General features: G+C 71.8%; 23 protein-coding genes. 16 read left to right on the top strand and 7 right to left on the bottom strand.

Going from position 1 to position 25,456, the window contains the following annotated elements; genetic code table 11:
• Window positions 1–66: 66 nt before the first annotated feature.
• From FHX33_RS02350 to FHX33_RS02335, 4 genes are all read right to left on the bottom strand, one after another.
• On the bottom strand, window positions 67–915 hold the full coding sequence (locus FHX33_RS02350; protein ID WP_021763611.1) for an ATP-binding cassette domain-containing protein: 849 nt from the start codon (window positions 913–915) through the stop codon (window positions 67–69).
• Window positions 912–2,747 (bottom strand): dipeptide/oligopeptide/nickel ABC transporter permease/ATP-binding protein, encoded by a 1,836-nt coding sequence (locus FHX33_RS02345; protein ID WP_021763612.1) that lies wholly within the window; start codon window positions 2,745–2,747, stop codon window positions 912–914. Before FHX33_RS02345 ends, FHX33_RS02350 begins: the two co-directional genes overlap by 4 nt.
• The gene (locus FHX33_RS02340) at window positions 2,744–3,685 is read right to left on the bottom strand and encodes an ABC transporter permease (protein WP_021763613.1); all 942 of its coding nucleotides are present in this window, start codon (window positions 3,683–3,685) and stop codon (window positions 2,744–2,746) included. Before FHX33_RS02340 ends, FHX33_RS02345 begins: the two co-directional genes overlap by 4 nt.
• Before the next feature lie 98 nt (window positions 3,686–3,783).
• Window positions 3,784–5,307 (bottom strand): ABC transporter substrate-binding protein, encoded by a 1,524-nt coding sequence (locus FHX33_RS02335; RefSeq protein ID WP_021763939.1) that lies wholly within the window; start codon window positions 5,305–5,307, stop codon window positions 3,784–3,786.
• 301 nt (window positions 5,308–5,608) lie between these two features.
• Here FHX33_RS02335 and hpaH point away from each other — a divergent pair, with 301 nt between their 5' ends.
• The 6 genes from hpaH to hpaD all read left to right on the top strand — a co-directional run bounded on the left by hpaH (window position 5,609) and on the right by hpaD (window position 12,279).
• Window positions 5,609–6,394 carry a 2-oxo-hept-4-ene-1,7-dioate hydratase gene (gene hpaH / locus FHX33_RS02330; RefSeq protein ID WP_021763940.1) on the top strand — a complete coding sequence of 262 codons (786 nt, stop codon included), beginning with the start codon at window positions 5,609–5,611 and terminating at the stop codon, window positions 6,392–6,394.
• The gene (locus tag FHX33_RS02325) at window positions 6,379–7,194 is read left to right on the top strand and encodes an aldolase/citrate lyase family protein (protein WP_021763941.1); all 816 of its coding nucleotides are present in this window, start codon (window positions 6,379–6,381) and stop codon (window positions 7,192–7,194) included. The genes hpaH and FHX33_RS02325 overlap by 16 nt, the downstream gene beginning before the upstream one ends.
• A 316-nt stretch (window positions 7,195–7,510) precedes the next feature.
• Window positions 7,511–8,953: a fumarylacetoacetate hydrolase family protein gene (locus tag FHX33_RS02320; RefSeq protein WP_021763943.1), complete on the top strand. Its 1,443-nt coding sequence runs from the start codon at window positions 7,511–7,513 to the stop codon at window positions 8,951–8,953.
• Window positions 8,935–9,624 carry a GntR family transcriptional regulator gene (locus tag FHX33_RS02315; protein WP_021763944.1) on the top strand — a complete coding sequence of 230 codons (690 nt, stop codon included), beginning with the start codon at window positions 8,935–8,937 and terminating at the stop codon, window positions 9,622–9,624. The genes FHX33_RS02320 and FHX33_RS02315 overlap by 19 nt, the downstream gene beginning before the upstream one ends.
• Window positions 9,625–9,652: 28 nt before the next feature.
• Complete coding sequence (gene hpaE / locus FHX33_RS02310) at window positions 9,653–11,149, top strand: 5-carboxymethyl-2-hydroxymuconate semialdehyde dehydrogenase (RefSeq protein ID WP_021763945.1); 1,497 nt, start codon at window positions 9,653–9,655, stop codon at window positions 11,147–11,149.
• 35 nt (window positions 11,150–11,184) lie between these two features.
• Entirely contained in the window at window positions 11,185–12,279 is a 1,095-nt protein-coding gene (gene hpaD, locus FHX33_RS02305) for a 3,4-dihydroxyphenylacetate 2,3-dioxygenase (protein ID WP_021763946.1), read from the top strand.
• A 132-nt stretch (window positions 12,280–12,411) separates the two neighbouring features.
• Here hpaD and FHX33_RS02300 read toward each other — a convergent pair whose 3' ends face one another.
• The 3 genes from FHX33_RS02300 to FHX33_RS02290 are packed head-to-tail and all read right to left on the bottom strand — an operon-like array spanning window position 12,412 to window position 14,294.
• Window positions 12,412–12,984: a hypothetical protein gene (locus tag FHX33_RS02300; RefSeq protein ID WP_183428119.1), complete on the bottom strand. Its 573-nt coding sequence runs from the start codon at window positions 12,982–12,984 to the stop codon at window positions 12,412–12,414.
• Between the two features lie 38 nt (window positions 12,985–13,022).
• Window positions 13,023–13,568 carry a cysteine hydrolase family protein gene (locus FHX33_RS02295; protein WP_021764644.1) on the bottom strand — a complete coding sequence of 182 codons (546 nt, stop codon included), beginning with the start codon at window positions 13,566–13,568 and terminating at the stop codon, window positions 13,023–13,025.
• Between the two features lie 48 nt (window positions 13,569–13,616).
• Entirely contained in the window at window positions 13,617–14,294 is a 678-nt protein-coding gene (locus tag FHX33_RS02290) for a DUF1345 domain-containing protein (RefSeq protein ID WP_021764643.1), read from the bottom strand.
• Window positions 14,295–14,343: 49 nt separating this feature from the next.
• On the opposite strand from FHX33_RS02290, the gene FHX33_RS02285 reads away from it, so the two are divergent.
• The 10 genes from FHX33_RS02285 to FHX33_RS02240 all read left to right on the top strand — a co-directional run bounded on the left by FHX33_RS02285 (window position 14,344) and on the right by FHX33_RS02240 (window position 25,422).
• Window positions 14,344–14,754: a (deoxy)nucleoside triphosphate pyrophosphohydrolase gene (locus FHX33_RS02285; RefSeq protein ID WP_021764642.1), complete on the top strand. Its 411-nt coding sequence runs from the start codon at window positions 14,344–14,346 to the stop codon at window positions 14,752–14,754.
• A 137-nt stretch (window positions 14,755–14,891) separates the two neighbouring features.
• The gene (locus tag FHX33_RS02280; RefSeq protein ID WP_021764641.1) at window positions 14,892–16,268 is read left to right on the top strand and encodes a purine-cytosine permease family protein; all 1,377 of its coding nucleotides are present in this window, start codon (window positions 14,892–14,894) and stop codon (window positions 16,266–16,268) included.
• A 61-nt stretch (window positions 16,269–16,329) separates the two neighbouring features.
• Window positions 16,330–17,883, top strand: a complete 1,554-nt coding sequence (locus tag FHX33_RS02275; RefSeq protein WP_021764640.1) for a hydantoinase/oxoprolinase N-terminal domain-containing protein — start codon at window positions 16,330–16,332, stop codon at window positions 17,881–17,883.
• Window positions 17,880–18,992, top strand: a complete 1,113-nt coding sequence (locus tag FHX33_RS02270; protein WP_183428118.1) for a DUF917 domain-containing protein — start codon at window positions 17,880–17,882, stop codon at window positions 18,990–18,992. Before FHX33_RS02275 ends, FHX33_RS02270 begins: the two co-directional genes overlap by 4 nt.
• The gene (locus FHX33_RS02265) at window positions 18,989–20,107 is read left to right on the top strand and encodes a DUF917 domain-containing protein (protein WP_021758072.1); all 1,119 of its coding nucleotides are present in this window, start codon (window positions 18,989–18,991) and stop codon (window positions 20,105–20,107) included. The genes FHX33_RS02270 and FHX33_RS02265 overlap by 4 nt, the downstream gene beginning before the upstream one ends.
• 62 nt (window positions 20,108–20,169) lie before the next feature.
• Window positions 20,170–21,198 carry an S-methyl thiohydantoin desulfurase domain-containing protein gene (locus FHX33_RS02260; RefSeq protein WP_021758071.1) on the top strand — a complete coding sequence of 343 codons (1,029 nt, stop codon included), beginning with the start codon at window positions 20,170–20,172 and terminating at the stop codon, window positions 21,196–21,198.
• Window positions 21,195–22,709, top strand: a complete 1,515-nt coding sequence (locus FHX33_RS02255) for a helix-turn-helix domain-containing protein (RefSeq protein WP_183428117.1) — start codon at window positions 21,195–21,197, stop codon at window positions 22,707–22,709. Before FHX33_RS02260 ends, FHX33_RS02255 begins: the two co-directional genes overlap by 4 nt.
• Window positions 22,710–22,722: 13 nt before the next feature.
• Window positions 22,723–23,757, top strand: coding sequence for a zinc-binding dehydrogenase (locus FHX33_RS02250; protein WP_183428116.1), 1,035 nt, complete (start codon window positions 22,723–22,725; stop codon window positions 23,755–23,757).
• 141 nt (window positions 23,758–23,898) lie between these two features.
• Window positions 23,899–24,507: an HD domain-containing protein gene (locus FHX33_RS02245; RefSeq protein WP_183428115.1), complete on the top strand. Its 609-nt coding sequence runs from the start codon at window positions 23,899–23,901 to the stop codon at window positions 24,505–24,507.
• Window positions 24,508–24,540: 33 nt separating this feature from the next.
• Window positions 24,541–25,422 (top strand): 3-methyladenine DNA glycosylase, encoded by an 882-nt coding sequence (locus tag FHX33_RS02240; RefSeq protein WP_183428114.1) that lies wholly within the window; start codon window positions 24,541–24,543, stop codon window positions 25,420–25,422.
• Window positions 25,423–25,456: the final 34 nt, after the last annotated feature.

The following is a 25,456-nucleotide window of genomic DNA, read 5'->3' as shown; positions in this document are numbered from 1 at the left end:
CGGGAGACGGCGCTCGTCGCTCAGCCTAGTGGCCCCGTGGCACGCCCTCCGGTGCTCGTTCGGAGGTCACGCCGCGCTCTCGCGCAGCCGCAGCCAGGCCGCCCGCCGCTCCGCCTGCTTGGCCGGGTCGGCGATGGGCGACGCCGTGAGCAGCCGGCGCGAGTAGGGATGCTGCGGGTCGCGGGTGATCTGCTCGCCGTCGCCGGTCTCCACGATCTCGCCGTGGTACATGACAGCCACACGGTGGCAGATGCGGCGCACGACGCCGAGATCGTGCGAGACGAAGAGATACGAGACGCCGGTGTCGCGCTGCAGCTCGATGAACAGGTCGATGATCGTGGCCTGCGTCGTGAGGTCGAGCGCGCTGACGGGCTCGTCGCAGACGATCAGGCGCGGCTTGCGCACGAGCGCCCGGGCGATCGCGATGCGCTGGCGCTGGCCGCCGGAGAACTCCTTCGGGTAGCGGTCGACGACGGCCGCCGGCAGCTTCACCCGGTCGAGCATCTCCTGCACGGTCGCGCGGGCCTCCTTGCGCCCGGCGCCCGCGGTCGTCAGCGGCTCGGCGAGGATCTCCCCGATCGTCATGGCCGGGTTCAGCGACCCGTACGGATCCTGGAACACGACCTGGATGCTCGACGCCAGCTCCCGCCGCTTCGCACCCTTCAGCCGGGTGATGTCGCGCCCGTCGAAAGCGATGGTGCCGCTCGTGACGGGGACCAGCCCGAGGATCGCCTTGCCGAGCGTCGACTTGCCCGACCCCGACTCCCCCACCAGCCCGACGCACTCGCCGGCGCCGACCTCGATCGACACCTCTTTCAGCGCCCGGAACGAACCGCGCCGCTGACCGTAGTCGACGACGACGTTCTCGGCCCGGAGCAGTGGAGTGCCGGGTACCGGAGTGGATGCGGCGGTCATGCCAGCACCGCCTTTCGCGTGTCGGAGGTGCCCGCAACGTCCTGCGCGGCATCCAGCTGGGCGCGGCTCTCGGCCCCGTCGAGGGAGGCCGCGATGAGCTCGCGGGTGTAGTCACTCGTCGGCTCGGCGAAGATCCGGTCGACGGCGCCGATCTCGACGATCGCGCCGTCGCGCATCACCACGACCCGGTCGCAGATGTCGGCGACGACGCCGAAGTTGTGGGTGACGATGACGAGCGCCATGCGGTACTCCTGCTGCAGCTCGCGCAGCAGCTCGAGCACCTCCGCCTGCACCGTCACGTCGAGCGCGGTCGTGGGCTCGTCGGCGACCAGCACCGACGGCTTGCCCGCGATGGCGCCCGCGATCAGCACCCGCTGGGCCATGCCGCCGGAGAGCTGATGCGGGTACGACTTCATGACCCGCGGCGGGTCGACGATGCCGACCTTCTCGAGCATCTGGAGCGCGCGGGCGCGGGCCTCGCTCCGGGAGAGCTTGTGCACGGTGCGCAGCGGCTCCATCAGCTGCGAGCCGATCGTGAACGACGGATCGAGGTTCGACATCGGCTCCTGCGGGATGTAGCCGACCTCGTGGCCGAGCAGCCGCTGGCGGTCGCGATGGTTCAGCCGCGTGACATCCCGGCCGCCGATCCAGATGGCGTCGGCCGTGCAGGCGCCACCGGCGGGCAGCAGGTCCAGGATGCTGAAGACCGTCTGCGACTTGCCGGAGCCGGACTCCCCCACGATGCCGAGCACCTCGCCCGGCGCGACGTCGAGGGTGATGCCGTGCACGACCTCCACCTCGCCGCCGTCGGGCTTCGCGTACGAGACGTGCAGGTTGGTGAGCTGCACCGCCGAGTCGACGGACTTGTGGGCGACGGCTCCGGTGGAGGTGGTGACCGCCGCCGGCTCGGAGCCGGGCGTCCGACGCAGGCGGCGACGACGGGCGACGGGCGTCTTCACGCTGACCACGTCGGCGAGCGTCGAGCCGAGCACCGCGAGCGCCGCGATCGTGATGCCGAGCGCGAGCGAGGGCCAGAGGAGCAGGAGGGGGCTCGTCATCATGGTGCGGAAGCCCTCGTTCATCATCGCGCCCCAGCCCGGCGTCTTGCCGCCGCCGATCCCGAGGAACTGCAGACCCGCCTGCATGCCCATCGCCAGGCCCGCGGTCAGGGCGGTCTGGATGATGACGGGCGCGTAGACCGCCTTGACGATGTGGCGCGACATGATCCGCAGATCGCCGAGACCCGAGACGCGCGCCGCATCCACGTACGGCTCATTGCGCACGGCCAGCACGGTCGAGCGGGTGAGGCGGAAGTACCCGGGCGCCATGAACACGCCGAGCGTGGCCATGAGCACGGTGAAGTCGTTGCGGGTGCCCGCGGCGACGATCAGCAGGATGATCATCCCGGGGACGGCCTGGAGGGCGTCGCTCACCCAGGTGGCCGTGCGGTCGAAGGCGCGGCCGTAGTATCCGGCCGCGAGTCCGGCGGGCACGCCGACCAGGAGCGCGACCACGATCGTGACGAACGCGCCCCAGAGGGTGGACTGGGTGCCCCAGATCAGCCGGCTCAGCACGTCCCGGCCCGAGCTGTCCCCGCCGAGCGGATGGGCCGCGCTCGGCGGCGCCTTCGTGAGGGCCAGGTCGACGAAGTTGGGGTCGTGCGGCGAGAGCGGCGGGGCGAAGACCGCGACGAGGAGCACGAGCACGAGGATCCCGAACGACACGGCGCCGGCGGGACGCTTCAGGAAGCGCACGAACGTGGAGCCGCGGCGCGGGGTGGCCGCCGCCTTCGCGGAGTCCCGCGGGTCGATGATCACTTCGGTCGCCGTCATTGCACACGCGCCTTCGGGTTGATCCAGCCGAGCACCACGTCGAGGAGGAAGTTCACGATCACCACGAAGATGACCGTGACGACCGTGATGCCGAGCAGGATGGGGATGTCGCCGTTCTGGGAGGAGCCCGAGGTGAGGGCGCCGATCCCCGGCAGGGAGAAGATCTGCTCCACCACGATCGCGCCGCCCAGCAGGCCGACGAACATCAGGGCGAGCACGGTGAGGGCGGCGGGGGCCGCGTTGCGCACGAGGTGCACGACCACGCGCGGCTGCGAGAGACCGCGGCTGCGCAGCGTGCGCACGTAGTCCTGGCTGTTGGCGGAGATGATCGCGTTGCGCAGCTGCTCGGCGATCATGACGATCGCGCCGAGCGACAGCGCGATGGCCGGGAGGGTGATCGACCGCAGCCAGCCCTCCACGCTCAGCGCCGGCTGCACGTAGCCGACGGCGGGGAACCACTTGAGGTCGACCGCGAACCAGATCACCAGCACGAGGCTCACCCAGAAGCCGGGGAGCGCGAAGAGGATGACGGACGCGGCCTTGACGACCTTGTCCAGGACGCTGCCCGGGCGCAGACCCGCCGCCACGCCGAAGACGGCGCCGAACACGGCCGAGAGCAGCGTCGCGGCCGTGACGACGGAGAGGGTGACCGGCAGCTTGAGGGCGATCTGGGCGCCGACCGGCTGGAAGTTACGCCAGGAGGTGCCGAAGTCGCCGACGGCGGCGTGGCTCGCCCAGTCCCAGAACTGCACGAGCAGCGGCCGGTCGGTGCCGATCTTGGCCGCGAGCGCCGCCTGCTGGGCGGGCGTGGCCGCGCTGCCGAGCAGGCCCGCGGTGGGGTCGCCGATCGCGAGATGGGCGAGGAAGAAGGTGCCGACGGAGACGGCGACCAGGAGGATCACGCCCGAGACGAGCCTCTTGACCGTGAATCTGATCATGTGCGGGGTTCCTGTCGATGCCGGTGGCGGTCGATGGCGGTGGTGGAGCGGAGGGGCGGAGGGGCGGGCCGCGCTGGTGGCGCGGCCCGCCCCTGCTGCTATCCCTTGACGGCGATCTGCCGCAGGGTGGGGAACATCATCCCGACGACCGGGGTCACCTGGATGCCGGAGGTGCTGACGTAGCTGTTGTTCGCCTGGTACCAGACCGAGTACCACGCCTTCTGCGTGACGAGGGTGTTGAGCGCCTCGATCTGCTTCTCCTGGTCGCTCGGGTCCGCGGTGAGCACCTTCTTCACCGCGGCCTCCACGTCGGGGAACTGGTCGACCTGCGGGGTCGGGTTGTACCACTGCGGCAGGTTGATCTGGCGCTGAACGGTGGCGACCGGGTTGGCGTCCATCGAGAGGAAGGCGACGAACATCGGGTAGGTCGGGGCGTTCTTCTGGTAGTCCATGTACTGCATGTCGTCCCAGGTGACGGTGATCCCGAGGTCCTTGAAGACCTGGTCGGCGACGGGCTGCCAGACCTGGAAGACCTGCGACATCGGCATGTGCAGCTCGAAGCCGTTCGCGTAGCCGGCTTCGGCCAGCAGCGACTTCGCCTTGCTGATGCTGGTCTTGTACATGTCGTCGAGCGAGGTCAGGTTGCCCGGCAGCCCGGCCGGGAAGACCTGGTTCGAGACCTTGCCCGCCCCGTTGCCGACCGACTTCAGGATGTTCGCGCCGTCGAACGCGTAGTTCAGCGCCTGGCGCACCTTGACGTCGCCGAGCGGCTTGAACTTCGATCCCGTGCGGTCGGTGAACTGCAGGCCGACCCAGCCGGAGACCTTCGCGGCCACGTTCCAGCTGTTCTCCGACGCCTGCTTGAGCGCGGTGTCGTCGGCGTAGTTGACGTTGATCTGGCCGGAGAGCATCGCATTGTCGCGGGCGGTCGCATCCTGGATCGGGTAGATCGCGAGCGGGTCGAACGGGAACTGCTTGGCGTCCCAGTGGTTCGCGACCTTGGTGAAGTGGTACTCGGAGCCCGCGACGCTCGAGGAGGCGAGCGTGTACGGTCCGGAGCCGACCGGCTCCTTGGCGAGGGTGCCGGCGGCGATCGCCTTGGGCGCCATCATGTAGCTGCGGCCGATCCCCATGAAGTACAGGAGGGTGTCGTCGCGCTGCGTCAGGTCGATCTCGACCGTCGTGGGGTCGACCGCGACGAACTTCTCGACGTTCTCGTAGGCCTCGCCGCTGCGCGCTCCCTGCTTGAGGTAGTCGAGGCTCTTCACGGCCGCGTCGGCGTCGAACTTCTCGCCGTCGGAGAACTTCACCCCGGTGCGGAGCGTGAGGGTGACCTTCTTGAAGTCGTCCGAGACCTTCCATGCTGTGGCGAGGGCCGGGACGGGCTTGCCGTCGCCGTCGGAGGCGATCAGCGGGTCGTAGACGGCGGACAGGTACGGTCCGTCGAAGCCGATGTCGGCCAGCGAGGGATCCCAGCTGGTGACGTCGGCGAAGTTGCCGATGTTGAGCGGTCCGCCGGCGGCGCCGGTGGTCGATTTCGTGTCGCTCCCCCCGGAGCCGCAGGCGCTCAGCGCCAATGCGGTCGCGGCGGCCAGGGCCACCGCGATCAGTGCCTTCTTCATCTTGTCTTCTCTCGGTTCGCAAGGCGGGTGTGGAACTCGAAACAGCACAGTGGAGACGGTCGTCGACCGGGGTACGGCTGACACTCCGCTGTGTCGTGGCGGTAATTCTACAGTTGTTGACAAGAAAGGCAACCAGTGGAGAAAAACAACGGGAGAAGCCTGACATGGCGCGGCCTGGAACAGGAAATCCACGCATCCCCGTTGCCGGATCGCGCACGACCCGTGGCCAGGGTGTACGGGATGATATACGATCCCACCAGGGTCTGATCGGCCCTCCTCCGACGTCGAAGGGAGCCCCGCGGTGCTCGACACCACGACCATCCAGGCCATCGCCGACGAGCTCGCGGCCGCCGAGCGCGACCGCACGACGGTGCCGCTGCTCACCGCGCGGCACCCCGACATGACGGTGGAGGACTCCTACGCCGTGCAGAAGGTGTGGGTCGAGCGCGGCCTCGCCGCCGGCCGCCGCCTGGTGGGCCGCAAGATTGGCCTCACCTCCAAGGTGATGCAGCAGGCGACCGGGATCACCGAGCCCGACTACGGCGCGATCTTCGCCGACATGGTCTACGAGACCGGCTCGGTCATCCCCTTCGACCAGTACTCGAACGTGCGCATCGAGGTCGAGCTCGCCTTCGTGCTCGGCGCGCCCCTCGAGGGCCCGAACATCACCCTCTACGACGTGCTCGACGCGACGAAGTACGTCGTGCCGGCGCTCGAGATCCTCTCCTCCCGGATCGAGATGCAGGGTCGCACGATCGTCGACACGATCTCCGACAACGCCGCGATGGGCGGCATGGTGGTCGGCGGGCGCCCCGTCCCGGTCGACGCGGTCGACCTGCGCTGGGTCGGCGCCCTGCTCTACCGCAACGAGACCATCGAGGAGTCGGGCGTGGCCGCGGCCGTGCTCGACCATCCCGCCAACGGCGTGGTCTGGCTGGCGAACAAGCTCGCCCAGCACGGCACGCGCCTGGAGGCCGGGGACATCGTGCTCGCCGGCTCCTTCACCCGCCCGATGTGGGTCGAGCGCGGCGACACCGTCCACGCCGACTACGGAACCCTGGGAGCCGTGACATGCCGATTCGTCTGACCGCCACCCCGACCTTCGCCGACCGGTTGGGGGCCGCCGACCGCGTCCAGTACGGGCAGTGGGTGTGCTCCGGCAGCCCGCTGGTCGCCGAGATCGTCGCCGGCAGCGGCACCGACATCGTCGTGATCGACGGCGAGCACTCCCCCATCGGGCTGGAGTCCGTGCTCGCCATCCTGCAGGCCGTCGCCGCCTACCCGGTCGCCCCGGTGGTGCGGGCCCCGATCGGCGACCCCGTCATCCTGAAGCAGCTGCTCGACCTCGGCGCGCAGAACATCCTCGTGCCGATGGTCGACACCGCCGACCAGGCGGCCGCGATGGTCCGCGCCGTCCGCTACCCGCCCCACGGGGTGCGCGGGGTCGGCAGCGCGCTGGCGCGGTCGTCGCGGTGGAGCCGCATCCCGGACTATCTGGCCCGCGCGAACGACCTCGTCTCGCTCACGGTCCAGATCGAGACCGCCGAAGCCGTCGCGGTCGCCGCGGACATCGCCGCGGTGGAGGGGGTGGATGCGCTCCTCGTCGGTCCCGCCGACCTCGCCGCATCCATGGGCCTGCTCGGCCAGCAGAACCACCCCGACGTGGTGGCGGCCGTCGAGTCCGTCATCGCCGCCGGCCGCGCAGCGGGCACCCCGGTCGGCGTCAACGCGTTCGACCCCGCCACCGCCGATCGCTACGCCGCGGCGGGCGCCGCCTATCTGCTCGTCGGCTCGGACGTCACGTTGCTGGCGCGTGCCTCGGAGACCCTCGCCGAACGGTTCGTGCCGGACGCCGGCTCCGACGGCACGGCTCCCGCGAGCTACTGACGTCGGCAACGGAGGAGATCCGCTCGTGGTCGGCTCGCAGCGCAGGCTCGGGAGGAGTTCCTGCGTGAAACGGCCCGCACCTCCTCCGCTGCCCGCATGTGCGCGCCGCGTCGGCAACGGAGGAGATCGCGGCCCCCGCTCCCCCGATCTCCTCCGCACCCCGCTGTCCGGCCTGGGCCGAGCCCGAATCCCCTCCCTTCCCCACACTCATCCTTGAACGACTTCCGCGGATCGTATACAATCTCGAATACGGTCTGGGCCGCATGCAGCGGCACCCACCCGCACCACCATCCCCGACGACGAGGAGAACCACCCCGTGAGCCAGCTCGCCCGCCCCGGCAAGATCATCGCGGTGCACCTGAACTACCGGTCGCGCGCCGCCCAGCGCGGGCGCACCCCGGCCCAGCCCTCGTACTTCTTCAAGCCCGCGTCCTCCGTCGCCGCGACCGGCGGCGAGCTGGAGCGCCCTGCAGGCACCGAGCTGCTCGCCTTCGAGGGCGAGATCGCGCTGATCATCGGCAGCACCGCCCGCCGGGTCTCCCCCGAGGACGGCTGGGCCGCCGTCTCCGGCGTCACCGCGGCGAACGACTTCGGCCTGTACGACCTCCGCGCGGCCGACAAGGGATCGAACGTGCGATCCAAGGGCGGCGACGGCTTCACGCCGCTCGGCCCGGATGTCATCCCGGCGGCCGGCGTCGACCCCGACGCGCTCCGCGTGCGCACCTGGCTCAACGGTGAGCTCGTGCAGGAGGGCACCACCGACGATCTGCTCTTCCCGTTCGGCCGACTCGTCGCCGACCTCTCCCAGCTGATGACGCTGGAGCCGGGCGACGTCATCCTCACCGGCACCCCCGCCGGCTCGTCGGTCACGCAGCCCGGCGACACCGTCGAGGTGGAGGTGGATGCGCCGAACGCTCCGGGAGCCCCGACCAGCGGCCGACTCGTCACCCGGATCACCGAGGGCCGCGTCCCGTTCGGCGACTTCGGCACCAAGCCCAGCGTCGACGACCACCAGCGCGCGGAGGCGTGGGGCACGCCCCCGACGCCGGCTGAACCGCCGTTCGTGCTGACCGACGACCTGCGCGCCGCGCTCGCGAGCGTCGCGACCGCGACCCTCAGCTCCCAGCTGCGCAAGCGCGGCCTGAACAACGTCTCCATCGACGGCCTGGCCTCGACCCGGCCCGACGCCCGGCTGGTGGGCACGGCGAAGACGCTCCGCTACATCCCGAACCGCGAGGACCTCTTCGCGAGCCACGGCGGCGGCTACAACGCCCAGAAGCGCGCCTTCGACGCGGTCGGCTCGGGCGAGGTGCTCGTCATCGAGGCCCGCGGCGAGCGTGGCAGCGGGACCGTCGGCGACGTGCTGGCCCTGCGCGCCCAGGTGAACGGCGCGGCCGGCATCGTCACCGACGGCGGCGTGCGCGATCTCGCGGTGGTCGCCGCCCTCGACATCCCGACCTATCACGGCGGCCCGCACCCGGCCGTCCTCGGCCGCAAGCACGTGCCGTGGGAGGCCGACGTCACGATCGCCTGCGGCGGCGCGGCCGTGCAGCCGGGCGACGTGATCGTGGGCGACGCGGACGGCCTGATCGTCATCCCTCCCGCGCTCGTGGCCGAGGTCGTCGCCGACGCGATCGAGCAGGAGCGCGAGGAGGAGTACATCGCCGAGCAGGTCGCGGCCGGGCACCCGGCGGACGGCCTGTTCCCGATGAACGCGGAGTGGAAGGAACGGTACCGCGCATGGCTGACGCAGCGGTGAGGCCCGCAGCCACAGCGCCGAGCAAGTCGCAGCTCGCCTACGAGTTCCTCCGCGCGCGCATCGACGACGGCCGCTACGTCTCCGGCTTCCGGCTCGTGCTCGGGCAGATCGCCGGCGAGCTCGACATCAGCGTCGTCCCCGTGCGCGAGGCGATCCGGCGGCTGGAGGCGGAGGGCCTCGTCACGTTCGAGAAGAACGTCGGCGCCCAGGTCGCCCTGCTGCAGGACACCGAGTACGCCTACACGATGCAGACTCTCGCGCTCGTGGAGGGGGCGGCGACCCAGCTCTCCGCTCCGCTGCTCACGGCCGACCACATCGAGCGGGCGCGCGCGGTCAACGCCGAGATGATCGCCAGCCTCGACCACTTCGTCCCGCACCGCTTCACCCAGCTCAACCAGAGCTTCCACTCGGTGCTGTTCGAGGAGTGCCCCAACCCGCACATCCTCGACCTGGTGCACCGCGGCTGGAACCGCCTGACCGTGCTGCGCGACTCCACCTTCGGCTTCGTGCCCGGCCGCGCCCGCGAGTCGGTGGACGAGCACGAGCAGATCCTGACCCTGATCGAGAGCGGCGCCGACCCGCTCGAGATCGAGCTCGCCGCCCGGCGCCACCGCCTGGCGACCCTGGACGCCTTCCAGGCGTACCAGAGCGAGCACAAGCACACCCACTGACCACCCCACCCTGAAGGAGAGCACGCGCATGGCGCAGCACTACGTCCCCGAGAACCTTCCCGGGAAGATCCAGCACTTCATCGACGGACAGTTCGTCGACAGCGTCTCGGGAAAGACGTTCGACGTGCTCGACCCGGTGTCCAACGAGACCTACGTCACCGCCGCCGCGGGTCAGAAGGAGGACATCGACCTCGCCGTCGCCGCCGCCCGCCGCGCGTTCACCGACGGCCCCTGGCCGCGCATGAAGCCCCGCGAGCGCGCCCGCGTGCTGAACCGCATCTCCGACGCCGTGGAGGCGCAGGATGCGCGGCTCGCCGAGCTCGAGACCTTCGACACCGGCCTCCCGATCACCCAGGCCCTCGGCCAGGCGCGGCGCGCGGCCGAGAACTTCCGCTTCTTCGCCGACCTGATCGTGGCCCAGCGCGACGACGCGTACAAGGTGCCGGGCAGCCAGCTCAACTACGTGAACCGCAAGCCGATCGGCGTCGCCGGGCTCATCACGCCGTGGAACACGCCCTTCATGCTGGAGAGCTGGAAGCTCGCGCCGGCGCTCGCGACCGGCAACACCGTCGTGCTCAAGCCCGCCGAGTTCACCCCGCTGTCGGCGAGCCTGTGGGCCGAGATCTTCCGCGACGCCGGCCTGCCCGACGGCGTGTTCAACCTGGTCAACGGCCTCGGCGAGGAGGCAGGCGACGCCCTGGTGAAGCACCCGGACGTGCCGCTCATCTCGTTCACCGGCGAGAGCCGCACCGGCCAGCTCATCTTCGGCAACGCCGCCCCCTTCCTCAAGGGCCTCTCGATGGAGCTGGGCGGCAAGTCCCCCGCCGTCGTGTTCGCCGACGCCGATCTGGACGCCGCCATCGATTCCACCCTGTTCGGCGTCTTCTCGCTGAACGGCGAGCGCTGCACCGCCGGCTCCCGCATCCTCGTCGAGCGCGCCGTGTACGACGAATTCTGCGAGCGCTACGCCGCCCGCGCGAAGAACATCGTCGTCGGCGACCCGCACGACCCGAAGACCGAGGTCGGCGCGCTCGTGCACCCCGAGCACTACGACAAGGTGATGAGCTACGTCGAGCTCGGCAAGCAGGAGGGCCGGCTCCTCGCCGGCGGCGGCCGCCCGGAGGGCCTCGACCACGGCAACTACGTCGCCCCGACCGTGTTCGCCGACGTGAAGCCGGACGCCCGCATCTTCCAGGAGGAGATCTTCGGCCCCGTCGTCGCCATCACCCCGTTCGACTCCGACAAGGAGGCACTGGAGCTCGCCAACGGCGTGCGCTACGGCCTCGCCGCCTACATCTGGACCAACGACCTCGAGCGCGCGCACACCTTCTCGCAGAACGTGGAGGCCGGGATGGTGTGGCTCAACTCGCACAACGTCCGCGACCTGCGCACCCCGTTCGGCGGCGTGAAGGCCTCCGGGCTCGGCCACGAGGGCGGCTACCGCTCCATCGACTTCTACACCGACCAGCAGGCCGTCCACATCACGCTCGGCCCGGTGCAGACGCCCACGTTCGGCGCCCACTGACCCACGCATCCACTCGACGAAGAGAAAGAACCACCATGAGCAGCCCCATCCCCGCTCCCGCGAACCGCATCCCGACCCCGCAGGCCGCCCCGCCGGACATCCTGCGCTGCGCCTACATGGAGCTGGTCGTCACCGACCTGCAGGCCAGCCGCGACTTCTACGTCGACGTGCTCGACCTGGTCGTGACGGAGGAGGACGAGAACGCCGTCTACCTGCGCAGCTTCGAGGAGTTCATCCACCACAACCTCGTGCTGCGCAAGGGCCCGGTCGCCGCCGTCGCCGCCTTCTCGTACCGCGTGCGCACCCCGGAGGACCTGGACCGCGCCGTCGCGTTCTACTCCGAGCTCGGCTGCCGCATCGAGCGCCGGTCCGAGGGCTTCACGAAGGGCATCGGCGACAGCGTGCGCGTGGAGGACCCGCTCGGCTTCCCCTACGAGTTCTTCTACGACGTGCAGCACGTCGAGCGGCTCGCCTGGCGCTACGACCTCTACACGCCCGGCGCGCTCGTCCGCCTCGACCACTTCAACCAGGTCACCCCGGACGTCCCCCGCGCCGTCGCGTACATGGAGGACCTCGGCTTCCGCGTGACCGAGGACATCCAGGACGAGGAGGGCACCACGTACGCCGCGTGGATGCGCCGCAAGCCGACCGTGCACGACACCGCCATGACCGGCGGCGACGGCCCGCGCATGCACCACGTCGCGTTCGCCACGCACGAGAAGCACAACATCATCGCCATCTGCGACAAGCTCGGCGCCCTGCGCCTCTCGGACCGCATCGAGCGCGGCCCCGGCCGCCACGGCGTCTCGAACGCCTTCTACCTCTACCTGCGCGACCCCGACGGCCACCGCGTCGAGATCTACACCCAGGACTACTACACCGGCGATCCCGACAACCCGGTCGTCACCTGGGACGTGCACGACAACCAGCGCCGCGACTGGTGGGGCAACCCCGTCGTGCCCTCCTGGTACACGGAGGCCTCCCTGGTGCTCGACCTCGACGGCAATCCCCAGCCGCTCGTCACCCGCACCGACGACTCCGAGATGGAGGTCACCATCGGCGCCGACGGCTTCTCGTACACCCGCGCGGGCGACGAGGAGAAGGGCTTCAAGCTCGGCGCGCAGGTCTAGCTCGGCCTCCCACCGCTCGACCCCGGAACTCCGGAGTTCCCGCCCCTGACGGCGCGGACCTCCGGAGTTCCGGCGTTTCGGGCGGCGCGTCGGACCAGATCGCCGTATCTCCGGATATCCGGTTCTCCGGAGTCAGCCGCAGGAGCTCTGCCCCATCACGGAGAAGCCGCCCGTCTCGATGCGGTCGAAGAGCTCGATGACGATGCGGCGGAGTGCCTCATCCGACCGCTGGTACGCCTCGGACTGCCCGGCCGACGCCTGCTCCGGTGTGAACGGAGGCAGCTCGCTCGGGGCGGAGATGACCGTCCCCCAGTCGGTCGTCCGGAGCGCCTCCGTGGCGAGCCCGGCCGCCGCGCCGCCGTCATCGACGACGCCGTCCGGAGCCGCGGCCAGCTGGAGGGTGCAGGTCACCGCCGTCCCGTCCGAGAGGACGAACGTGTGCGTGACGAGCACATCGGGATCGACCAGGTCGACCCTCCCCTGCGAGGGATCGGCCTCCCCCTCCACCTCCGGCGGCGGTTCCGGCGCCTGCGACGGCACGAACGGCAGCGGCGCACCCGGCTGGCGGAACCCGGGCGGTCCGTAGGGCGACCAGAACTGCGGCCGGTCCTGCGCCGGCGCGCACCCGGCGAGCGCCGCGACGACGGTCCCCGCGAGCGCGGCGCCCGCGAGCAGTCGGGCGCGACCGCGTCGTCGTCCCGTCATCCCTCCCCCGTCCCCCGGCGGTCGCATCCCGGCGGCGACTACCCGAACTCGACCTCGGCGGCGCGCTCGACCGCGAACTGCTGGTCGGGGTAGCGCAGGCCGGAGAAGTAGCGGTTGGTGTGGGCGACGATCTGCCGACCCGCGATCTCGACGTCGTCCCATTCGGCGTCGGTCGTGGTGTGGGCGTCCTCGACCAACGTGACGTCGTAGCCGCGCACGGCCGCGCTCTGCGTGGTGGTGCGGATGCAGTAGTCGCTCTGCGCGCCGGCGACGACCAGGCGGGCGGCGTCGAGACCCTCGAGCACCTCGTCGAGGTCGGTGTCGGCGAAGGCGTCGCGGTAGCGCTTGTGCACGACGGTCTCGCCATCGACCGGGTCGAGCCCGTCGGCGAACGCCCATTCGTCGCTGCCGGCGGGCAGATCGTCGGCCTCGTGCTGCACCCAGACCACCGGAGTGCCCGCCGCGCGGGCGCGGTCGACGAGACCCGCGGCGCGGGAGACGACGCCGTCGGCGTCCCAGCAGCCGGGCAGCACCCCCTTCTGCAGGTCGATGACGAGCAGGACGGTCGGGATGGATGCGCTCACCCGACCATCCTGCCAGCCTGCGCCGCCGCACCGCCCGCGGCGCGGACCCTACTTGTTGAAGGAGGTGATCGTGTTGAGCGCCAGGACGATGATGAGGCCGTTGAAGAAGAAGCTCAGCACCGAGTGCCAGAGCACGGTCCAGCGCAGGCGGGTGGTCAGCACCTCCACGTCCGACGCGGCGAAGGAGGTGCCGAGCGTGTACGCGAAGTACACGAACTCCACGAACCGGGGATGCTCTGTCGCCGGGAAGCGCAGGATGGGCACGTCGCTGGAGTAGTACCGCTGGTAGTAGATCTGCGAGAAGCCCCAGTGCAGGAACCCCCACGCGAGCAGCATCGACCAGACGCCCACGATGTCGGTGATCGACCCGACCTCCGGATCGTTGTGGAGGCCGAGCACCTGGATCGCCGCCGTGAAGCCGATGAGGCTGGCGAGGATGGTCGCCGTCATCGACACGAGCCGGGCGATCCGCCCCACCTCGAACCGGGAGGGACGGTCGCCCTCGACCGGCGGGCGCCGCGCGGCCCGGCCGAGCACGATCAGCACGACGATCTCGTACAGGGTGCCGATGGTGCACCAGACGGCGAGCAGCAGGAGGGTGGAGTCGTCGTCCTCGGCGAGCAGCACGAGCCAGACGCCCACGACGATCATCGCGAGCTGCACGAGCAGGCTCAGGGTGAACCCGATCACGATGGGCGCACGCCGCGCGCTGACGGGAGCCGACATACCTGGATGCTAGTGCCCGCCCGACGAGGATCCGGGCAAGGATGGACCCATGCCTCCCTCCGCCGCCGCCTCCGAGCCGTTGCGCGTGGTCGCGGCCGTGATCGCCGACGGCTCGCGCGTGCTGGCCTGCCGTCGCGGGCCGGGGAAGGATGCTGCGGGCCGCTGGGAGTTCCCGGGCGGCAAGGTGGAGGCGGGCGAGACGCCCGAGGAGGCGCTGGAGCGGGAGATCCGGGAGGAGCTCGGCGTGCCCATCCGGGTCGGCGCCCTGCTCGACCGCACGACCACGATCGTCGGCACGCGCGCGATCGACCTCGCCTGCTACGCCGCGGCCCTTACGGGCGCGGTGCCGGAGAGCAGCACCGACCACGACCTCCTGCGCTGGGTCGAGCCCGGCGACCTCGACGCGCTGGACTGGGCGGACGCCGACCGGCCAGTGCTGCGGGTACTCGGCGCCTCCTGACACGTCCTGCGTCTCCACTCTGTGCACACCGCACAGAAACATCCCAACTTCGTGCAGATCGCACATTCCGCGTTGTCGGTGGCCGGTTTACGGTGTTCGAAACCCCCACACCCGTCCCCGTCAGAAGGACTCCCCTCATGGCACGCACAGCTCCTGCCGACGACTTCGCCCTCTCCCGTGTGACCCCCGACGCGCGCAAACCGTGGTTCGGGATCGCGGTGCAGCGGTTCGGCCAGGTCTCGGCCCTCTCGCAGTTCCTGCTCGGGGCCACCCTGGGCTACAGCATGACCTTCGGCGAGGCCGCCCTCGCTCTGCTCCTCGGCTCGGTCATCCTCGAGATCATCATGTGCATCGTCGGCATCATCGGGCAGAAGGAGGGGCTCAACACGGCGCTCCTGGCCCGGTGGACCGGCTTCGGCGAGGTCGGCGCCGCCCTGGTGGGCCTCGCGATCGGCATCAGCCTGATCGGCTGGTTCGGCATCCAGTCGGCGATCTCGGCGCAGTCGCTCGACGCGCTGATGCCGGGCGTGCTGCCGATCTGGGTCTGGAGCCTGCTGTTCGGCCTGGCCGTGACCGCGATCGTGGCCTACGGCTTCGTCGGGATGCAGTGGCTGGCCAACATCACCGTCCCCCTCTTCCTCATCCTCGTCGGCTGGTCCGTGATCAGCGAGCTGAGCAAGCACTCGCTCGGCGACCTCCTCACCTCCCCGGCTCCCGGCCCGACGATGTCGGTCTGGGCGGGCACCGGCATCGTGGCGGGCGGCCTCATCGTCGGCGCGATCATCACCGCCGACATGACGCGCTTCAACCGCAGCAAGGCCGACGTCGTCAAGCAGACCGTGGTGGGCGTGACCCTCGGCGAGTTCGTCATCGGCCTGGCGGGCGTGCTGCTCGCCCACGCGGCGGCCACCGGCGACATCGTCGCGATCGTCACCTCCTCGATCGGCTTCGTCGGCCTCATCATCGTCATCACCGGCACGCTGAAGATCAACGACTGGAACCTGTACTCGTCGACCCTCGGCCTGGTGAACTTCATCTCCACCGCGTTCGCGAAGAACCTCAACCGCGTCACCACGACGATCGTGCTCGGCATCGTCGGCTCGGTGCTCGCGGCGGCGGGCATCCTGTCGCAGTTCACCGGCTTCCTCACGATCCTCGGCGTCGCGTTCCCGCCGATCGCCGGCATCATCGTCGCGGAGTACTTCTTCGTGCGGCGCTGGCGCGGCGACCTGGAGGCCACCCGCGCCGCTGGCCGGCTGCCCGAGTTCGCGCCGCGCGTCGTCCCGGCCACCCTCGTGGTGTGGCTCGCGTCGTCCCTGTTCGGCTACTTCTTCACCTGGGGCATCCCGGCCCTCTGGTCGCTCTTCCTCTCGATCATCCTGTACACGATCGCGGGCAAGCTCGGCTGGGTGCGCGGCGTCGGCCGGGCCCGGACCATCCAAGACGCCCCGGAGGCCGCCGACGGCACCGCCGCGGGCAGCACGCCGGGCTCGGAGGCCGTCGCCTCCAACTGACCAGCTCGACCCGTCTCCACCAGCCCCACCCCGCCGTCACCGCGGCAGAAAGCGAAACACCATGCATATCGGCATCGACGTCGGCGGAACGAACACCGACGCAGTGCTCATGGACGGCCGGACCCCTCTCGCCGGCGTCAAGAACTCGACCAGCCCGGACGTGACCGCCGGCATCATCAGCGCCATCGAGGCGCTGCGCGAGGCGCGCTCGTTCAAGGGCTCCGAGATCCACGCGGTGATGATCGGCACGACGCACTTCATCAACGCGCTCGTGCAAGCGAAGCGGCTCGCGCCGACGGCCGCTCTGCGGCTGGGCCTCCCGGCGACCAAGGCGCTCCCGCCACTGGTGGACTGGCCGGAGGCGCTGATCGAGGCGATCGACGCCCGCAGCTACCTCGCGCACGGCGGCTACGAGTTCGACGGACGCCCGATCTCCCCGCTGGATGTCGCAGAGCTCAAGGGCATCGCCGCCGACATGGCCGCCCACGGCGTCCGGTCGGTCGCGATCTCCTCGGTCTTCTCGCCGGTCAACCACGACGTCGAGACCCGCGCCGCCGCCATCCTGGCCGACGAGCTCGGCGACGACGTCGCCATCTCGCTGTCGCACGAGATCGGCCGGATCGGCCTGCTCGAGCGCGAGAACGCCACGATCATCAACGCGGCGCTGCGCGAGCTGGCGAGCGAGATCGTCGACGGTCTGACCTCGGCGGTACGCGCCCAGGGCATCGAGGCGCCGATCTTCCTCAGCCAGAACGACGGGACGCTGATGGACGAGGACTACGTGCGCCTCTACCCCGTCGCCACGTTCGCCTCCGGCCCGACCAACTCGATGCGCGGCGCCGCCCTCACCAGCGGGCTCGAGACCTGCGCCGTCGTCGACATCGGCGGCACCACGGCCGACATCGGCCTGCTGGTCAACGGGTTCCCGCGCGAGACGGCGAACGAGGTCAAGGTGGCGGGCGTCCGCACCAACTTCCGGATGCCGGACGTGCTCTCGCTCGGCATCGGCGGCGGCTCCATCGTCGACACCGAGACCGCCGAGGTGGGCCCGGAGTCGGTCGGCTACCGGCTGACGACCGAGGCGCTGGTGTTCGGCGGCTCGACCCTCACCGCGACGGACATCGCCGTCGCCGCCGGGCGCGCGCAGGTCGGCGACCCCGCGAAGGTCGCGCACCTCGACCCCGCCTTCGTGCAGCGCGTGCTCGACCGGATCGCCGAGCGCGTCGCCGAGGCCGTCGACCGGATGCGCACCTCCCCCGATCCCATCCCCGTCGTCGCCGTCGGCGGCGGGTCCATCCTCCTGCCGGACGAGCTGCCGATCTTCGGCGCCGTGCACCGGCCGGAGAACTACGCCGTCGCGAACGCGATCGGCGCCTCCATCGCACAGGTCGGGGGCGAGATCGACAAGGTGTACGCCGTCGAGCCCGGCCGTCGCGACGAGGCCATCGCCGCCGTTCGGGCGGAGGCGGTGGACAAGGCGATCGCGGCCGGCGCCTCCCCCTCGTCGGTCGCGATCGTCGATTTCGACGAGGTCCCCATCCCCTACCTGCCCGGCAACGCCACGCGCATCCGCGTGAAGGCCGTCGGCGATCTGGCGATGGAGGTGCGGGTATGAGCTGGACGCTCACCGCCGACGCGATCGGCGACCTCTCCCGCGGCGCCACGGTGCTGGGCACGGGCGGTGGAGGCGACCCCTACATCGACTCGCTGCTGGCGAAGCAGGCGCTCGCCGAGCACGGACCCGTCACCGTCGTCGGGCTCGACGAGGTGCCGGACGACGCGCTGGTGCTCACCGTCGCGATGATGGGCGCGCCGACGGTCATGGTCGAGAAGCTGCCCAGCCTCGACGAGGTCATCGCTCCGGTCGCCGCGCTCGGCACCTACCTCGGCCGCCCGGTCACGCACGTGGCGTGCGCCGAGGTCGGCGGCGTGAACTCCACCATCCCGGTCGCCGCCGCTGCTGCTCTCGGGCTCCCCCTCATCGACGCGGACGGCATGGGCCGCGCGTTCCCCGAGCTGCAGATGGTGCTCCCGACGCTGTACGGCGTCACCGCCTCCCCGCTCGCGTTCGCCGACGAGAAGGGCAACGTCGGCGTGCTGCAGACCGTCGACAACAACTGGACGGAGCGCATCGCGCGCGTGGCCTGCGTCGAGATGGGCTGCTCGATCATGATCTCGGGCTTCCCGATGACCGGCACGGTCGCCCGCGAGGCGCTCGTCCCCGGCTCCCTCGCGCATTGCGTCGCCATCGGATCCGGCATCGCGGAGGCGCGCACCGCCAAGGCCGACCCGGTCGCGGCGACCGTCGCGCTGCTCGGCGGCCGCGAGTTCTTCGGCGGCAAGGTCGTGGACGTCGAGCGCGGCACGACGGCCGGCTTCGCCCGCGGGCGCGCCCGCATCGAGGGCACGGCGACGGGCTCGGCGGCCGACTCGACCCTCGCGCTGTCGTTCCAGAACGAGCACCTGATCGCCCAGGCGGGCGACGAGGTCTTCGTGACGACCCCCGACCTGATCATCGTGCTCGACGCCGAGAGCGGCGAGCCGATCACGACGGAAGCCCTCCGCTACGGCCAGCGCGTCCGCGTGATCGCCGCGCCCAGCGACCCGCGCTGGCACAGCGCCGAGGCGCTGGCGATGGTCGGCCCCGGCTACTTCGGCTACGACCTCCCCTCGCATCGCTTCGACGGCACGGCCGAGCGCACCCTCGAGGAGGCCGCCGCATGAGCTGGACCCTGACCGCCGCGGACCTCCCCGACCTCGCCCGCGGCGCCACCCTGCTCGGCACGGGAGGCGGCGGCGACCCCTACATCGGGCAGATGCTCGTCGCGCGCGTGCTGGATCAGAAGGGTCCCGGCGAGCGCGGCATCACCATCCTCGATCCGGACGAGCTCGACGACGACCTGTTCGTCATCCCCACGGCCCAGATGGGCGCACCGACCGTGATGATCGAGAAGATCCCCGCGGGCACCGAGCCGACCTTGGCGCTGCGCACGCTGGAGGCGCACCTCGGCCGCACCGCCGACGCCACGATGCCGATCGAGTGCGGCGGCATCAACTCGATGATCCCCCTCATCGTCGCGGCCGAGACCGGCCTGCCGGTGGTGGACGCGGACGGCATGGGCCGCGCCTTCCCGGAGCTCTCGATGGAGACGTTCGCGGTCTACGGCGTGCACGGCTCCCCCCTGGCCCTCGCGGGCGAGCGCGGCGAGACCGTCGTGATCGACACCGGCGACGACGACCGGCAGATGGAGTGGCTCGCGCGCGGCGTGACCATCCGTCTCGGCGGCGTCGGGCACATCGCCGAGTACGCGATGACCGGCGCGGACGTGAAGCGCACGGCCGTCCCCCGCACGCTCTCGATGGCGCTCGCGCTGGGAAGGGCGATCCGGGAGGCGCGGGAGCAGCACCGCTCGCCGTTCGAGGCGATCGCGCAGACCCTGTCCACGACCCTCTACTCGGAGGTGCGCGAGCTCTTCTCCGGCAAGGTGACGGATGTGGAGCGGCGCACGACCGAGGGCTTCGCCAAGGGCCGCGCCACGATCTCGTCGCTGGATGCGGGCGCCTCCGAGACGCTGGAGATCCGCTTCCAGAACGAGAACCTCATCGCCCTGCGCGACGGCGAGCTCGTCGCGATCGTGCCCGACCTCATCTGCGTCACCGACATCGAGTCGGGCGAGCCGATCACGACCGAGGGCCTGCGCTACGGCCAGCGGGTGCGCGTGCTCGGAATCTCCACGCCGGAGATGATGCGCACGCCCGAGGCGCTCGCGGCATTCGGTCCGCGCGCGTTCGGGCTGACCGAGGAGTTCGTCCCGGTCGAGACCTCGGCGCTGGTCTGAGCAGCACCACGGCTCGCGGGCGCTCGCGCAGGCGGGCGCCCGCACCGCCTACCCTGGAGGGCATGAGAACCCTCGGGCCGGAGCGCCTGCCCGCGCTCGCCAGGGGGTTCTCGCTGCTCGGCTCGGGCGGAGGCGGCGGCACGACGATGCTCGAGCTGATGGTGCAGGACGCGCCCGCCTGGCCGATCACCCCGCGCACCCCCGCCGAGTTCGATCCCGCGACCCCGTGCGTGGCGGTGGCGTTCGCCGGCTCCACGTACCTGCTCGCCGAGCGCCTCCCGGGCGCCGATGTCTTCGCTCCCCTGGTCGCCGCCGCGGAGCGCTGGACCGGAGTCCGCGCCGCCGCCGTGTGCGCCCTCGAAGGCGCCGGGATGAACGGGCTGACCCCGCTGCTGCTGGCCGACCGGCTCCCCCTGGTCGACGCCGATCTGATGGGCCGCGCCCTCCCCCGTCTGGACCAGGTCTCGCTGCTGGTCGACGCCCTCCCCGGCGTCGTCGCGGTGTGCGACACGGGAGGCGGGGTCGTGGTGATCGACACGCAGCGCCCCGCCGACGTCGAGAGCCAGGTGCGCTCCGCCATCGTGCAGGCCGGTGGAGGCGGCGCGGTGCTCGTCGCGGGCTTCACCGTCGGCGACCTGGCCGAGCACGCCGTCCTGGGGACGTTCGAGCGGGCGCTCGCCCTCGGCGACGCCGCCGCCGACCGCTCCCTCTCTCCGCACGAGCTGGCTGCGGCGACGGGAGGCCGGCTGCTCGGCTCGGGACGGGTGAGCGCCGTCGTGCCGCTGCCGGACGACCCGTACGTCAGCGCCATCCAGCTCGACGGCGACGACGGTGCGCTGCTGCGGCTCGTCGCGCGCTCCGAGCTGCTGGCCGTGGTGCGCGACGGCGAGACCACGGCCGCGAGCCCCGAGATCATCGTGGCCCTCGACTCCATCTCCCGCGACATCCTGCAGGTGGACGGCGTCACACTGGCGCGACACGTGACGGTGCTCGCCCTCCCGGCTCCCGAGTGGTGGACGGCGTCGCCCGATCGCCTGCGCCACGTGACGCCCGCCGGTTTCGGTCTGACCGGTCTGGAGGTGGCCGCGTGAACGACCAGCTCGACCTCGCCGCGCTCTTCGCGCATCCCGCGAACGGCGGACTGCGCCCGATCGCCGCCGCCGATCCCTCCGTCGTGTGGCGGGAGCTGGTCGTCGCGTCGACCGAGTCCGAACTCGCTGCGGACGGAGGAGGCGCCCTCGCCGTGCTCACCGTCGCCCCTCCCGCGACGCCGTGGCAGCAGGACGCCCTCGTGCGCCGCGTGCGCGACCACGGCTACCGCGGGCTGGCGCTGCCCGGCGCGGAGGCGTTCGGCCCCGGCACCCGTTCGCTCGCAGAACGCCTCGGCCTCGCCCTGCTCGACGCCGCGGAGCCGATGGCGCTCGCTCGTGCGGGCTGGGAGCTGCTGGAGGGCCGGGACGCGCTCACCCTCGGCTACGTGCGCCGGGTCGCGCAGTCCATCGAGTACCACGCCGACAACCTCGCCGATCTGCTGCGCCACCTCTCGGCGAGCGTCGGGCACGGCGTCGCCCTGATCGACAGCGAAGGCGTGCTCCTGGAGGCCGGCGAGACCCTGCCCGCGACGGTCCACGCCGCGATCGACTTCGCGCCCTGGGTCGACACCGTCTCGCTGCCCGAGGGCGCTGCGGCATCCGTGCGCGTGGACTCCCCGAGCCGTGCCGGACTGCGGCTGGCCGTCTTCGGGGGCGGGCTCGGACAGCAGCAGCTCAGCGCCCTGGCGGTCGCCGCCGAGGTGGCCATGCCCGCGGTCGCGGCGCGCATCCTCATCGACGAGGTCGCCGACGTCAACGACGCATCCGTGTCGTCCGGCCTGCTGCGCGACTTCCTGGAGCTGCGCGACAGCCGCGACGCGGAGCTCGAGCAGCGGATGGTCGAGCGCGGCTGGCGCACCAGCGGCTACCACCTCGGGTTCCGCCTGATCGGCCGCTCGCGCGTCGACACCCTCCAGCTGCTCCGCTTCGTCACCCGCGAGCTGACCGCGCTGCCGGTCGACTCCCACGCGGCGACGAGCGGGCGCGGGGTGAGCGGCTGGCTCAGCTTCACCGCGCCTCCCGCGCCGAGCCGGGTGGAGGAGAACGTGCGCGCCCTGCACGCCCTGCACACGGCCGCCCGCCGCGTGTTCAACGTCGCGACCGGCGTCGGCACGCTGGAGAGCGGGTCGGCCGGACTGGTCGCGACCATCGACGGTGCCGCGGACGCCGCGCGCATCGCCGCCGACCGCTCCGCGACCGGCCACTTCGTGCGCATCGACGCGCTCGGCCTGGAGCAGCTCCTGCTCTCCTGGACCGAGAGCGACACCTTCGTGCCGGCCGCGGAGTCCCTGCTCGCGCCGCTGATCGCCCGCGGGCCCGAGCTGATCGAGACGCTCACGGCCTACCTCGACCACGAGTCCGGCATCGCCGCGACCGCCGACGCCCTCGGCCTCCACCGCAACACCGTCTCCACCCGGGTCGCCCGCGCACAGGAGCTGCTCGGACTCGACCTCGGCGACCCGGAGACCCGCCTCGCCGTCCACCTCGCCTGCCGCGCCGTGCGGCGCTGACTCCGGGAGCCCCATGAGAGCACTGCTGTACGACACGTTCGCCGGACCGGTCCGGGTGGCGGAGGTCGCCGATCCCGTCGCCCCGGACGGCGGTGCGATCGTGCGCGTCGCGGCGTCCGGTCTCTGCCGCAGCGACTGGCACGCCTGGGCGGGGCACGACGACACCGTCCACCTGCCGCAGGTGCCCGGGCACGAGTTCGCCGGTGTGGTGGAGTCCGTCGGCGCGGGCGTGGAGCGGTGGCGGCCGGGTGACCGGGTGACGGCGCCGTTCGTCAACGGCTGCGGGCGGTGCGAGTGGTGCCGCAGCGGTCAGGCGCAGGTGTGCCCCGACCAGACGCAGCCCGGCTTCACGCACTGGGGCTCGCACGCCGAGCTGGTGGCGGTGCGTGCTGCCGACCTCAACCTGGTCGCCCTCCCGGACGACATCGACGACGCCGCGGCGGCGAGTCTCGGCTGCCGGTTCGCGACGGCCTACCGGGCCGTCACGGCGCGGGCGCGCATCCAGCCCGGCGAGTGGATCGCCGTCTATGGCGCGGGCGGCGTCGGGCTCAGCGCCGTGATGATCGCCGCCGCCCTGGGTGCGCGGCCGATCGCCGTGGACCGTTCACCGGCCGCACTCGAGCTGGCCAGGAGATTCGGCGCCGAGCACACCCTTGAGGCAGGCGACGGGGCTCCCGCGGCGATCGCCGAGCTCACGGGAGGCGGAGCGCACGTCTCCGTCGACGCCGTGGGCTCGCCCGCGACGGCCGGGGCGGCCCTCCACTCGCTGCGCCGGCGCGGACGGCACGTGCAGATCGGGCTGCTGCCCGGCGGCGGACCGGTGCTGCCCCTGGACCGCGTGATCGGCTGGGAGCTCGACGTGCTGGGCAGCCACGGGATGGCCGCCGCCGACTACGCCGGAATGCTCGACCTCGTCGCCTCCGGCGCGGTGTCGCCCGAGTCGCTGGTCGGCTCGCGCGTCGGCCTCGCGGAGGCCGCGCTGCTGCTGCCCGCGGCCGCCTCCGCCCCGCCCGTCGGCATCGCCGTGCTCGACCCAACTCGCGACTGACCCCGCGCCCCTCCCGCTCCCTCCCCCGCGGGCCGCCGAGTGGTCACAAAATCACGCTGTGACCGGACACAACCCGTACTTTTCGACCACTCGGCGGAGGGATGGGTCGAGGGATGGGGCGGGGACGGGCAGGATGGGGGGATGCTGCTCTCCGATCTGCCCGCCGCACCCGACACGCAGGCCGCGCGCGCCGCCCGCGAGCTCGCCGCCGCCTACCACTCCCCCGCGCTGCTCAACCACGTCGTGCGGTCGTGGCTGTGGGCGGAGGCGTTCGCGCAGCTGGAAGGGCGCGACGGCATCGACCACGAGCTCCTCTACGTCTCGGCCCTGCTCCACGACATCGGCATCGTGCCGGAGTTCGACAACGTCGCGCTCTCGTACGAGGACGCCGGCGGCCACGTCGCCGTCGCGCTCACGGCCGGCGCGGGCTGGGAGCCAGGCCGTCGCACCCGCGCGCACGAGGTGATCGTGCGGCACAACTGGCCCGCGGTCGACCCCGCGGTCGACGAGGAGGGCTACCTGCTCGAGACCGCCACGGGGCTCGACATCTCGGGTGCGCGGGCCGACGACCTCCCGCTCGACCTGCGCCGGGAGGTCGTGGCCGCCTACCCGAGGCTCGACCTGGCCGCCGAGTTCGGCGCGGGTGTCGCCGACCAGGCCGAACGCAAGCCCGACACCCAGGCGCACCGCCTGGTGCTCGGCGGCGTGCGCGCGAAGCTGGCCGCGAACCCGCTGGAGTCGCTCGCCTGATCCGTCGTCGCCCGCCTGGCCTATCCTCGAGGGGTGACCACACTGCTCGACCCCGCCGACTGGCGCGCCCGCGAGGCGGCCCACGCCGCCCGCGCCGACGCGCTCACGGCCGGGCATCGCGAGCGCGCGGGGCGGGGCGAGAAGCACCCGGTCGAGGACTTCCTCTTCACCTACTACTCGTACGCGCCGCGCGTGCTGCGCCGGTGGCATCCCGGGCCGGGCGTCGAACTGGCGGAGGCCGCGGGCGATCCGCGCGCCTCCTGGCGCTGGTACGCCCCCGGCACGACCCAGGGCTCCCTCGTGGTGGACCGCGCCGCGTTCGAGGCCGAGAAGACGTCGCTGCTGCGCGGGATCGAGCGCATCCTCCGCTCCACCGCCGCGCGGCCCGGCCAGTTCGGCTGCTTCGGGCTGCACGAGTGGGCCATGGTCTACCGACAGGACGAGACGCGCCACGAGGTCCCGCTGCGCCTCGGCGGCCGGGGCACCGACGAGGTCGTGGAGGCGCACGACCTGCGCTGCACCCACATCGACGCGTTCCGCTTCTTCACCCCCGACGCCGTGCCGCGCAACCGCTTCGCGCCCACCCGCGAGACGCAGCCCGAGCTGGAGCAGCCCGGCTGCCTCCACGCGGGGATGGACGTCTACAAGTGGGCGATGAAGCTCGGCCCGCTCGTGCCGGGCGAGCTGCTGCTCGACGCGTTCGAGCTGGCCCGCGACATCCGCCTGCTCGACATGCAGGCGTCGCCGTACGACATGCGGCCCTGGGGTGCCGAGCCCGTCGCGATCGAGACGCCCGAGGGCAAGGCCGAGTACGTACGCCGTCAGCGCGGGTTCGCCGAGCGCGCGAACGTACTGCGCCGCGCGGTCCTGGCCGCCTGGCTCGGCGAGAGCGCCGTCGCTGCCACGGCCGCGTAGCCGCGTCGCCTAGGCTGAAAACACATCCACACTC

The organism is Leifsonia aquatica, assembly GCF_014190775.1.
Classification (GTDB): domain Bacteria; phylum Actinomycetota; class Actinomycetes; order Actinomycetales; family Microbacteriaceae; genus Leifsonia; species Leifsonia aquatica.
Note: the sequence above shows the minus strand (reverse complement) of the source record. Positions and strands in the feature narration are given on the sequence as shown.